This window comes from Bacillus sp. 3255 (assembly GCF_031456485.1).
In the GTDB taxonomy this organism is placed as follows: Bacteria; Bacillota; Bacilli; order Paenibacillales; family NBRC-103111; genus Paenibacillus_E.
The window spans coordinates 241,234-253,510 of sequence record NZ_JAVDUS010000007.1 but is presented as its reverse complement, the minus strand read 5'-3'; the positions used below and the strand labels follow the sequence as shown (position 1 = coordinate 253,510).

9 protein-coding genes are annotated in these 12,277 nt (G+C 49.2%); all 9 read right to left on the bottom strand.

All coding sequences use genetic code 11. The features are described from left to right. Positions 1-159 precede the first annotated feature (159 nt). Positions 160-2,499: a helix-turn-helix domain-containing protein gene (locus J2X61_RS13210; protein WP_274470251.1), complete on the bottom strand. Its 2,340-nt coding sequence runs from the start codon at positions 2,497-2,499 to the stop codon at positions 160-162. A 176-nt stretch (positions 2,500-2,675) separates the two neighbouring features. After that, on the bottom strand, positions 2,676-2,873 hold the full coding sequence (locus J2X61_RS13205) for a hypothetical protein (RefSeq protein WP_310188254.1): 198 nt from the start codon (positions 2,871-2,873) through the stop codon (positions 2,676-2,678). A 165-nt stretch (positions 2,874-3,038) separates the two neighbouring features. After that, on the bottom strand, positions 3,039-3,218 hold the full coding sequence (locus J2X61_RS13200; protein ID WP_310188253.1) for a Spo0E family sporulation regulatory protein-aspartic acid phosphatase: 180 nt from the start codon (positions 3,216-3,218) through the stop codon (positions 3,039-3,041). Between the two features lie 331 nt (positions 3,219-3,549). After that, the gene (locus tag J2X61_RS13195) at positions 3,550-5,322 is read right to left on the bottom strand and encodes a cache domain-containing sensor histidine kinase (protein ID WP_310188252.1); all 1,773 of its coding nucleotides are present in this window, start codon (positions 5,320-5,322) and stop codon (positions 3,550-3,552) included. 44 nt (positions 5,323-5,366) lie between these two features. Beyond that, a complete protein-coding gene (locus tag J2X61_RS13190; RefSeq protein WP_274470255.1) occupies positions 5,367-6,386 on the bottom strand; it encodes a response regulator in 1,020 nt (339 codons plus the stop codon). Between the two features lie 91 nt (positions 6,387-6,477). Beyond that, positions 6,478-8,604, bottom strand: a complete 2,127-nt coding sequence (locus tag J2X61_RS13185; RefSeq protein ID WP_310188249.1) for a TIM-barrel domain-containing protein — start codon at positions 8,602-8,604, stop codon at positions 6,478-6,480. Positions 8,605-8,622: 18 nt separating this feature from the next. Next, positions 8,623-9,585, bottom strand: a complete 963-nt coding sequence (locus J2X61_RS13180; RefSeq protein WP_274470258.1) for a Gfo/Idh/MocA family protein — start codon at positions 9,583-9,585, stop codon at positions 8,623-8,625. Positions 9,586-9,689: 104 nt separating this feature from the next. Then, positions 9,690-11,264 (bottom strand): extracellular solute-binding protein, encoded by a 1,575-nt coding sequence (locus tag J2X61_RS13175; RefSeq protein WP_310188247.1) that lies wholly within the window; start codon positions 11,262-11,264, stop codon positions 9,690-9,692. 123 nt (positions 11,265-11,387) lie between these two features. Further along, entirely contained in the window at positions 11,388-12,257 is an 870-nt protein-coding gene (locus tag J2X61_RS13170; RefSeq protein WP_310188246.1) for a carbohydrate ABC transporter permease, read from the bottom strand. Between the last annotated feature and the right edge of the window lie 20 nt (positions 12,258-12,277).

Genomic DNA, 12,277 nt, shown 5'->3' with positions numbered 1-12,277 from the left:
ATAAGCCCTCCTTGATTGTCTACGTTAGGAGCCTGCCGATCTGAAGGATGTTCTGGCCCTTGCTGCTACAATAACCGAACCGGCTTGACGGTTAAAGAATATGGATTTTATATAAGTTATCTCTCCTTAACATCTCGACTTATCCATTCTCAATATGGCTTAACTCATCTTCGCATTTTCCAATTGCTCACGGTATTTCCCTGGCGTAATGCCCTCGACTTTCTTAAATACCTTGGTCAAAACAATGTTGCTGGCATACCCGACTTGTAAGGCAACCTCTTGTACCGTTAAGCCCTCAGCCAACAGCCGCTTGGCATGTTCAACACGCATTTGAGTGATGGTATCGGTGATGTTCTCACCGCAATGTTTCTTATAGAAGGAGGAAATGTAGATAGGGCTAAGGTGCAGATAATCCGCGATCATAGCCAAGCCCAGATTGTTGTTGCCATACTCTTCTTCAATAAAAGCAATGATTTTACGGTATAAAAGCTCACCATGATCGCTTCTATCCTCTTTAACCAGCCCGCATACTTCCAAGTAAGTGGACTTTATCTTCTCAAATGCTTGATCCATCGTGCCGGACTCTGCCCACACTTGATTCGGATCCATGTGCCAATGGGAGATTTGACTGTAGTCAATACGCAGGGCTTCCATAAGCTTGAACAGAATGCTTTGCAAATCAAGGAAAAACCACCGCCCCATCTCCGGTGACAATTGGTTATGGTTAACATTCAATTCATACAGACTGTTCAGCAGCCTCTCTGTATTCTGATGGTCACCATGTTTGGTGTAATTGGTTAATTGAACCTCCAGATCCTTGGGGAAACGATAGAATATCGAATCCTTAGTTTTGACTTCATCATAATAGAGGATATCTTGTGACCCCCTAATTATCTTATAACTCAGGGCTAACATGGCCTCGTCGTAGCACTTCGTCACCGAGCCGATCCCCTCGTGTCTCCCGCTAATGCCCAAAGAGATCCGGACTTTAAAACGTTCCCGCATCACATTCAACAGTCGTGACCCGAACTCATCGATACGCTGCCGGGTTTCAGCTGATTCATGATTGAAATTGAACAACACGACGATTCGATTCTTCTCCTCCTCGAATTCATAGCCGTTACCGTCTAAGAGTTCGTTACTTAAATTAATCACAATAAAACGAAGCAAAATCCACTCCCGCTCCGTATCTTCCTTCATGAATCGGGCGCTGTCCTCAATATCGATAATCATCGTAGCAAACCATTCATATTGAAATTGCAGATTCAGCAAATCCAAATCATGAACCGTAATCGTTGAGGTATCGACCTGTCCACGAATCAGTCTGGATAAGAAATGTGAGCGGATCATCGGCAGCTGATGGGCCAGCTTATCCTCCAGCTCATTCTCTTTGCCGAATAAAGACTCTACAGTTTCACGTATGAGCTTGAGCTCATTATCCGGTTCAACCGATGGCTCTGTACGGCCTCGAGATATCATGGTGACCAACTCTCGGATGGGGGAGTAATGTCTTCGTGTTAAATAAACACAAAGAAATATGCCCAGCAGGAGACAGATCGCTACCGCAACAAGACTCCAGGCTTTGACTTGATCGACTTGCTTCAACACGAGGCTTTTGGGAAAGGCTGACAGGTAGATCCAATCATTCTCAGAGGATGTTGTATACGATATATACATCTCTTCCTTGTTTACGGTAGTAAGAAGCTCTCCCTTCTCGCCAGTAATCATCTCCTTGAATTGATCGTAGGGCACCTTGCCGTCAGAGGGCCCAATCAGCAGCTCTTTCTCCTTATTCAGTACATAGACCGCGCCTTGATGCAGTCCCTCCACCTCCTTCAGGAGATTCCTTATCTCATCTTCGTTAATTAGAATAACCAGGCTGCCTGCGCGCCGGTTATATTCTCCGAATGGAAGCGATTGGACAAACGTAATCATGTTTTCCGACTTCAGATTGCTCGTAGATAGGACAGTATGCATGTACGTTTTGTTGTGGTTGCCCAAAAGAATCTTACTGCGGTAGTCGTCAAAGGTCATATCATTGTATTTGTATATGTTATCGAACAATGTGAAGGCATCCGTCTTCATTGAAGCCGTTAGAACCGTATCCGTATTGCCGAAATACACGTACATGTCTTCGATAAATGTGTTATAGGCTTTATAACGAGTCAGTTCTTTCATAAATTCAATGAAGGCATAAACATCGCTGGATGAAGATTCCTCTCCCTGCTGCATCAACAGCTGCTGCTTCGGGTGAAAAGCGATCTGCCTCATTAGAAAGTCCACTTCCTGTGTTTTGCTGTTCACTACATACTTCAATTGTTCCAGCATGACAGAGTTGGCTCTGTAGGCATTGCGCACCATGATATCTTCTATTTTCAAATAAACCACACTGCCGATCATAACCGGAATCATAAAAACGAAGATAAATGAAAGGAGGAGGGTAACAAACACGCTCTTTCTCTTCATCCATTTGCCGAATAAACCTTGATCTTTACTCATTCAAGATCTCCCTCTCAAAGGTCGTTGCTTAGAAAGCTTGAATGTCATTATACCACAGCCCTAATTGCTTCCCATTAACCGTTTTCAAGATCGATTAACCGGATTCAAGATTCACTTTAACCCTACATCAAAAAACCGGAACCCCATCGGAGTCCCGGCCCTCATCTAGCGCTGTATCAAACCTGCAAAGCTTTGCGCAGTAACCCGTTCAATGTCGCCACATCCATGCAGAGCCCCGGACCTGTCGGTGCATAGATGACGCCTTTCTTGGACTCCTTCGGCGGAGAGAACAGAAACCCGGTCGTCTTGACGCCTGACTTGTCTTCCTGGCTTGTCTTCCTGGAACTTGCCGATGTTCGGGGTGTATGACGCATAATGCAGCACATACCCGTAGCCATTTTTACTCATCCGGCCACCTACCTTAAACTTGACCGCCTTCCATTTTTTCAGCAGGTTCGCAGATAAGAGAGAGGCCCGTTTTACGCAGGCATCCACCGTCGATGCAATGAAACTGCAATGAGGGTCTTTTTCATATCCGGTCAACAAATACACTTCAATTTTGCTTGCTTTAATATAAATTTTTGATATAGCAAAATGTATCTATCCAAAAGCTGACTTACCGAAACTACTCTCTCATGTGTAAGACTCCCGTTTATTAAAACTTGATTTATCATTTCAGTTCTTAAGGTTTCAATTTTTTCTTGAAGAATAGATTCCATAATATAATTCTCCGTTCTATATCTTATTTCGAAAGTTAATTAAGTAACTACTTGTAATAAGATATTAGCCTAAGTCCATTAGGAAAATATTAGGAATCTATTGAAGAAGTATTTATCTCCGGACGATTCTGACCGATCGTGCCGATCGAGATCGGATCCTGGGGATCCATTTTCTTTTGTAACTTGCAGTATTCTGAAAAATATTGTTCTCACAAATAAAAAGAAACGGGCTAACACAATGCGTGATAGCCCGTTTCTTAATCGATAGATTTCACAATTCGAATCACGCTACCGCCATCCACCCTCGATTTCGATGCTGTCGACTAGGTGACTAAATAGCTTGATCCGGCAATGCCGGCATCACCATCGTCATCTTCGTTCCTCGTTCAAACTTGCTTTCAATTCTAAGACCGTACTGCTCGCCATAAACCATTTGAATTCTGCGGTGGACGTTCAAAACACCGATTCCGCCTTTTTTCCCCGCCTCATCCGCTTCGCCGTCCGCCAGCCTGTTGGCGTTCAGTTTCTCTTGCAGCTGCGCTAGCTGCACCTCTGACATGCCCGCTCCGTTATCCTCAACGGAAATCCAGAAAATCCCTTCGCTGACACCTCCGTCAATCCGCACAAAATGGTAATCCTCCAAGCCGTCCGGGAATGCATGCTGGAAAACGTTCTCAACGAGCGGCTGCAGCGTCAGGCGAACCATAACATGCAGCAGATATTCCGGGCGGATAGCGACATCGATTTCGAAATCCCGGCCGATGCGATGCTTCAACACGACCAAATAATACAGGACATGCTTTAACTCGTTGGCCACAGTAATTTCTTCGAGATTTGTCTGGACGGAATATCGCAGCATATAAGCAAGCGCCTTTACAATTTCAGAGATTTCCTCGGAGTCTTGAATGGTGGCGTAACATACGATTGTCTCCAACGTGTTGTACATAAAATGCGGATTGATTTGCAGCTGCAGCGATTGAAACTCGGCTTTTTGGCGCTCCATCTTGATTTCAGTATTGCTCAGCTCCACTTGGACGACGCGGTCCACAGCATCAGAGAGCCTCTTCACCATCTGGTTGTATCGGACCATGAGCTCAACAATCTCATCCCGATGAGGCGGGAGAGGTATGGTAGCCCAATTCCCTTTCTCCGTCTCACGCATGCCTGTTTTCAGGGTTTGAATCGGCTTGGCAATAGATTTACCGAACCTGTAAGCCAGCAGGATCGCCAAGACCAATGTAAAAAGACCAACGACCAGCGTGGTCGAACGAATGTTCGAAAGCGGCTTGCGCAGCTCGCGTACCGGCATGGAAACGACAAGCTGCCAATCGGAATAATCCGATTGGCGGGCCACATATCTTCGTTCATCTCCCTCGCTGTTATCCGTAAAGGAACTTGAGCCGGCTTGGTTGAGCTTCTGGAAGAACGCCTGCGGCACATCCGAGCCGACTTTACGCCCGTCAGGGTGATAAATGAAGCGTCCTTTATCATCAATGATAAACAGATACCCGTACTTTCCTAGATCAATGCCTTTCCACAGCGCGGACAGATCCGCTGAACGCATCTCAATCGCGAGCAAGCCGGATAGCTCCGGGGAAGTATAGCCGCGAATACGTCGGACCAGCGTCAGCATTTGATTATCCTGACCTTCAATAATCGTGTGGTTGAGAATGCTTAACTTCCCATCCGCAGTCGTGTTCGCAAGGAAATATTCCCGTTGTCTTTGAACATCCTCGGCACCGAAGGACATCTCAGTGACATTGTTATAATAGTAAACGGCATTCTTCTTATCGCTAATTAAGTAGACGGCTGCCAATTTGGGATTCCGTATGAATAACGGGTCGACACTAAATTCCCGGATCGTTTTCCGATAGGTGTAATAATCGTACTCTTCTCTTGTGGCGGGCAGGTCAATGAACTCCATGATCTGCCTGTTCGTCAGCAGCGAAACGATGGAACGTTCATAGTCATTCAAATATAGATCCGTATGATGAACCGCGTTTCCGACAATCTGATTCATCTGGTTCTCGACCATGTCTTCCAGCTCACCCGACGTAATGATGTACGAAAAAAAACCGACGCAGCTCAGTGAAACGATAATCACGATTAGGAAATATACGAATATTTTCTTCGTAAAGCCTCTGATTTTCATTTAATACCCAATCTGGCGCGGTACTCGGACGGGGAGACGCCGACTATTTTCTTGAACGTTTTCGTGAAATGCGGATAGTCGTCATACCCGACCTCGGCGGCAACGTCAACAATTCGCACATGCGGAATCTCCAGCATTTCTTTCGCTTTTCCCATCCGCTTGTTAATCCGGTATTGAACAAAGGTCTCTTGGGTAATTTTTTTGAAAAGCGAGCTGAAATACGTCGGCGTCAGTCCCACCATAGCCGCCACTTCGTCCAGCGAGATATCCTCGGACAGCCTGCTGTCGATATACGCTTTAGCCTCCTCCATCGGATCCTTGAAATTGCCGCTCCGGACGGCATGAAGCTCGTTAATCATGTGCAGAAGACTTTTCTCGAACGCATCCAGCGCTTCTTTCACCGTACCTGCCTGCTGATGAGCGGAGAAGCCGGCTGGTGAGTAATTACGGGAATGGAAGCGTTTCACAAGCATCGCATGACAATCGTTGAACAGCTCTTTGAGCTGAGCTAACGACAATTTCGCAGACAAGCAGTATTCGCGCCAACGCACGATCAGGCCGGCGATCTCCTCCGTTTGCAGAGCCCAGATCTGCTCCTCCATCTGATCGATCCACTCGATGTACCGCGAGGGCGGCATATAGCTGCTGGCAGGCTTCTTGATCAACTGGTCCAGCATGTCGTGCAGATCGGATTTCGTAGCCGGTTTCAGCAGATAATGTCTGACACCGTAATTCATACTCTTCTGCGCATATTCAAAATCATTGTAGCCGGATATAACCACCGTCTTGATATGAGGAAAGTCCTCATGAATAATTCGGCATAACTCGAGTCCATCCATTTTGGGCATCCGAACATCGGTCAGCACGAGGTCCGGCTCCGATACCCGAATAAGCTCCAAAGCCGCTTCGCCGTTCTCAGCCGTCTGAACTTTGGTGAAGGCGGGGGTGTACAGCTCCGCCATCTTCACCATGCCTCTGCGAATAACCGGTTCATCGTCTACGATCAGTACATGCATGTCCAGACCCCCTTATGCTGCTAAGTGCTCTAGTCCAATTATGATAACTCAGTGCATCAGGTTCATCAACCAATAAATCCGCATGGTTTCCTTAGTCTTCCAAACGAGTTTGCGCGAATCTCCATCCGATAGCCGGCAACGAAGCCGGCGACGCCCCGTTCCCCTCGATTGTACCGGCATAATGGCCTTCTTCATCATGCGTAACCGACGCTTGCCACCAGGTGCAGATCCCCTTCTCATAATCAAAGGTGTCGCCATCATCCTCGTAGAGCAGTCCCGTACCCGGCTCGTCTCCGAAATGCACGAATTCGATCTCGCCGAAAGCCCCTGAAGCCGGAACGTGCGGCAGAGGAGCCATCGTAGGAATAACGGAGCCGCTTCTCACAAAAATAGGCATGGTTTCCAAGCCGGCCCGAACGCGGATGACGCTGCCGCCGGTGTACCGCTCCCCGGTCTCCAGTCCGTACCAGATGCCGGCTGGCAGCAGCACTTCGCGCTCCGTCTCGCCTTCCACCAGCGGAGCCGCCAGCAGCAGGTCGCCGATCATGTACTGATCGTCCCATTCCTTCACGACCTTCTTCCCGTAGGCTGCATCCGTAGTGTTCAGCTGCTGAGTCTCGTCGTTGGCGCCGCTTGCCTCAGCCGCAGCAATTTCCGCCGGCGACATGACGAAAGGCATCGCCCGGAACGGCGGAATCCCCTTCTCGCGGTAGACGGCGAACGCCGTGTACAAATAAGGCAGCAGCCTCATCCGCAGCTTGATGTAATGCCGGACAATCGCTTCCACTTCGGGGAACGACCACGGCTTAGTGCCGTCTCCCCAGGCATTCAGCATGGCCAGCGGGGAGAAGCATACCGTCTGCATGCGCCTTACCCAATCTTCAGCATTCCTCGCCCGGCGAACCTCCGGCGTCCACAGCAAGCCGCTGAAAGAAGAGCTGCACAGAGCGCGGATGAATTGCTTGTGATCATACAAATCGGAGTACAGCACATACGGCATTGTAGATGCCGCTGCATTCGATGCCCGAACCAGCCCGTACGTCCGGCGGTTTCGGCTGCGGAAGAGATCCGCCGTCATTTTCTGAAACATCAAGCCATACATCTGCCTCATCTGCTCCCCGTCCATGCCGGAGGGGAATTGGGCGTGTGCCGGGAACATCCAGGAATTATTGGTTAATTCACTGCCGTCGCATTCATCCAGCTTATATCCGGACACACCGATATCCACATGCTGATCGCCGTGCTGGTTCTTGTATAAGTCCGCTGCCTCCGGCAGCGAATAATCCGGGGCAAGCCCTCCCCATACCGTATGGCTGCCGGAGAGCGGCTGCAGCGCCGCATACAACTCGCTCTCCGGCGAGACGTACGGATGCTCCCAGAGATTGACGCGGAAGCCTTGATCCCCCAGCTGTTTCACAAAGCCCGCAGGGTCGGGAAACCGCTCCTTCTCCCATTCGTAGCTGACCGGATAGCTGCGGCTGTGCCACCCCGGTTCCAGTCCGATCACATCGCAGGGGATATCGTGAAGCCGGAACTGAGCGGCCTCTTCCAGCACTAACTTATCGGTGTACAGCGTCGGGACGCGATGCCAGAAGCCAAGCCCCCACTTAGGCGGCAGGACACCGCCACCGCATAACAAATTATATCTGGCCACCACATCGGCCAGCGTCGGACCTCCGATCACATAGACAGCTGCGCCTTCAGCCGGCAGGCGGATTTCCACCCGGGAGGCGACCGGCGTCGCCTTCCAGCCGCGATCCGTATTCCGGTCGCGAATGTGTTCGTGATGCGTATCCTTCTGCTTCAAGGTGGAGCCGCAATACATCGTCACGATGCGGGACGTATCCACCCAGACACCATACCCCTGATCGCTTACATAGAAGGGAACGGGCGCATGCGTTTCGCCGGTATCCTGTTTCGGATCGCTGTTGACACGCAAATACCGCGTTCTGCCCCGCTGGTTCATCCGCAGAAGCTGAAGGCCCGTGCCATAGAGCTTCTCCGTAGGGTTCAGCGGGAAGGAAAGGATGATACTTCCGTTTGCTTCCTCCAGATGGACACAGTCCCAGCCGAAAGGCGGTTGAACCTGAGGCATTAGCTGCAAAGCTTCGTTGTTAGGCGAGACGCCCATCCAAGATAGGGGAGTGATCCCCTGAGGCTGTTGTATCGTCAAGCGCCAAACACCCGGCGCATTCTGTTCCCAATTTGCACTTGTCATGCTTCAATCTCCATTTCGCTATAGTGTCGGAACCTGAATCATTTGAGCTTGACCGGATTCGCTTGCCAGCTTGGCATAATGCACAAGGGCCTGCGTCTTCAAATAATCTCTGCCGCTTGTTTCGGCTTCGCGTCCCTCCTGAAGAGAACGCAGAAACTCCGCCAAAGTATCCGTTTCATCCACACCGCTATAATCGTTGACTAGCTTCGTCTCTCCGTTCCGAATGACACGGATTTCCTTATCCACAACCTCAATGGCCCCTTCAGTACCCTCAATTCTCCAGTTGCCGCTCCATGGCGTTTCCGTTCCTCTTGATGAAATCGATGCCTGATAGGACGCTGTGATGCCGTTCTCCATTTCAAGGAACGCATAAGCATTAATTACTGCCCCTTCTTCGAGCCAAGCGTTGTTCGGATTGTATAACTTGGCCTGAACGGATACGCCTTCATATCCGCTGAAATAACGCAATAAATCAAAATGATGAACACCGATGTCGTCTAAAATGCTAACCGTATACTTCCGGCTTACGTGATGGTATCTGTAAAACTGCACGTCCATGGAAGACAAGGTGCCGATAACCCCTTCGTCCAGAAGCTGCTTCACTTTACGGATATACGGCATTCTCCGGTAGTTCTCGGCAATCATGAAAGGGATCTTCTCCCGCTGTGCCCTCGCTACGACCTCTACCGATTCCCGATAGTCGAAGGAAATCGGCTTCTCGCACAAGACCGCCAGTTGATGGTCAAATGCCGCTTGATTCACCGCCGTGTGCATCATCGGAGAGGTCACATTGACCAGGAAATCCGCAGGTACCTGCTCCAAGGCCTCCTTCAGCGATGTATAGAAGGGATACGGATCATCCTGCATTTTCTCCTTCATGGCCGGGTCCACCTCCACAACGGCCGCTAACAACCCTTGAGCACGAAGCCTTTTATACCAGCTATACCCTGCGGAACCCAACCCAACCAATATGGCTTTCACGTGCAAACTACCTCCTTGCAAATCTTGTATATTTATCAAAAGAAGAGAGTATCCAGCAGCAGATTGATCTGCAAAAAGGGTACTCTCCCAATAAAATGACCTTCTTATTTGATATCGATCATGATGGCGCCCTGCTTTTTGTTCCAACGATCGGTTGCTTCTTTAATAATTTCGTTGCCGCCTTTGGCTTTATATTCTTCGATGACTTTCGGCCAATCGGAAATCGGCTCTTTGCCATAGATCATTTTGATCATGTGATCGATGATGATTTTCGGACCTACGTCGGGCTGCGGTGCCGCCAGATCCGGGAATTTAGAGAACGTGCTCAGATCCGGATAGAACCCGATTCCTGGCAGCCCTTCCTTCGTCAGCACCGTATCAAATGCTTTCAACGTAGCTTTGCCGTCTTCATTGAGCATTAATCTCGGTTTGTTGTAAGTGGAATCATGCACAGCCCATAAGGTTCCGCTGCGGAAGCCTTCCTCATCCGTCTCTTCCTTCGTCGTCGGGAACTTATAGTTAATATTACCGGAGCTGTCTTTCGTGTACGTGTCTCCTTCGATACCGAAGGTGAAGAAGTTTTCGGCCTCCGGCGAAATCATCCACTCGAACATTTTCACGATGCCGGCTGCCGTTTCCTGCTTCACATTCTTGTTAATGAAGAACGTCCGGATCACCGGTGCGTAATAGAAGTATCCGCCTTTGCCCTCAGGTCCCTTCGGCGAGTCGATAATATCGACCTTCGAGCCGGGAACGGCTTGCTGAATCTTCGTGCGGTAGCCCGGCAGCCCCGAAGCGTTCTGCGACCAAATGCCCGCCTTGCCTGATTCAATACTTTTGGTGAAATCGGTGGAAGAGACCGTCGCGAACTCTTTCGGAATCAGACCCTCGTCGTACATCGTTTTGAACGTTGTGAGTGCTTTCTGTACATTTTCCACATCGAAAAATTTCGGAACAACCTGGCCGTTCACCAGCTCAAACTGGTCCTTATACGGCAACACATCGTATGCCCCGAGAACGACGTCAGCGTACTTGAAGTTTTCACGCATTTGATACGGACTCTCGACGCCCAGCTTCTTGAACGCCCGCAGCACATTCAGGAATTCATCCACCGTTTTCGGAGGCTGAAGGCCGGCTTTCTCCAGAAGGTCGGTGCGTATGTACGTAGAGCGGCGCGATGGATTGCTCAAATATTCCGGAATACCATATATTTTTCCGTTATATGAAACGCTGTCCCAAGCTGCTTTCGGAACGCTCTTAAGCAAATTTGGGGCATACTGCTTCAGCAGATCATCGAGCGGCATGAAAACACCGTTCTCGACGGAACCGGACATCGATTTGCTGCCAGGACCGCCAATGCTGCCGACCACATCCGGAATATCGTTGCTTGCGAACATGACGCCGAACTTGGCATCCTCCATCACCTTGACATCCAAATCCGTGTTGGTCAATTCCTCAAGCTTCAGCACCCATTTGTCCTTGTTCAAATCCGGCACACGGGTATGATAGCCTGTACTTACCGTCGTCGGGAACAGGATTGAGAACTTGACCGGTTCTTTCTTGGCGCCGGCGGACGGCTGCGAGGAAGCTTGTTCCGCTACCTTTCCATCGGACGAGCAGGCGGTGAGTGCGGAGGCCGCCATGATGACAGCCAGAGTGAGAGAGATCGTTTTTTTCATATAACCCCTTCTTTCCACATTGATTGCAAGCGATTTCATCCTTATCATAGCGACTGTCATATTTTTTCTGAATGTATAAATTTAAGGAGGTATGTCATTTTATACGATTGGTACACCGATAGGTTAAGACTTGACAGATCCGACCATCATACCTTGAATAAAATGCTTCTGCAAGAACGGATATACGAGCAGGATCGGTACCGTAGCAACAACAATGACCGCCATTTTAATTCCTTCCGGTGACAGGAAGAGCATCAGCTCCGACGATACGTCCGATTGGCCGAACTGATCGGTAAATACAATTTCCCGCAGACGAACCTGGAGCGGAATCCAATTCCGGTTGTCAATATAGAAGACGGCTTCCGCATATCGATTCCAATGTCCGACTGCGTACATAATGCCCATGGTGGCAAGTGCCGGTTTGGAAAGCGGAAGGACAATATTCCACAAGATGCGAAACTCACCGCAGCCATCCATTCTGGCTGAATCCAGCAGCTCAATAGGCAGGTTCAGGAAAAACGACCGCATGACGAATAAATTAAACGCGCTGATGGCCATTGGGAGCATTAAGGCCCACAGCGTATTAAGAAGTCCAAGCTGTTTTACTAGCAAATAGTTCGGAATCAACGGTGCACTGAAAATGAGCGTGAATAGCACCATGATCAGAATCGTTTTACGGAACAAATATTCAGGTCTGGATAACGGATAAGCCAGCGTCGTCGTCATAAATAAATTGATGAGCGTACCGAAAACGGTAAGGATGATGCTGTTCCGGAACCCCAGCCAAATCGTCGGATCCTGCAGGATCAGCTTATAGCTGCCAAGTGTGAAGCCAACCGGCCACAACGATACTTGCCCTGCGTTAATGGCGACGTTGTTGCTCAAGGATTGAGCGATGATATGGATGAGCGGTAGCACCATACTTAAACCGAGTGCTGCGAGCAGTATAATATTGAAAATATTAAATATTTTATGGCCTCTAGTCATGATCATCGCGAGCTGCCTCCTTTCTT

Bases quoted from the DNA above. Each gene is read 5' to 3' on its own strand.
- J2X61_RS13210 (WP_274470251.1), bottom strand. From the start codon at position 2,499: ATGAGTAAAGATCAAGGTTTATTCGGCAAATGGATGAAGAGAAAGAGC.
- J2X61_RS13205 (WP_310188254.1), bottom strand. From the start codon at position 2,873: ATGCGTCATACACCCCGAACATCGGCAAGTTCCAGGAAGACAAGCCAG.
- J2X61_RS13200 (WP_310188253.1), bottom strand. From the start codon at position 3,218: ATGGAATCTATTCTTCAAGAAAAAATTGAAACCTTAAGAACTGAAATG.
- J2X61_RS13190 (WP_274470255.1), bottom strand. From the start codon at position 6,386: ATGCATGTACTGATCGTAGACGATGAACCGGTTATTCGCAGAGGCATG.
- J2X61_RS13185 (WP_310188249.1), bottom strand. From the start codon at position 8,604: ATGACAAGTGCAAATTGGGAACAGAATGCGCCGGGTGTTTGGCGCTTG.
- J2X61_RS13175 (WP_310188247.1), bottom strand. From the start codon at position 11,264: ATGAAAAAAACGATCTCTCTCACTCTGGCTGTCATCATGGCGGCCTCC.
- J2X61_RS13170 (WP_310188246.1), bottom strand. From the start codon at position 12,257: ATGATCATGACTAGAGGCCATAAAATATTTAATATTTTCAATATTATA.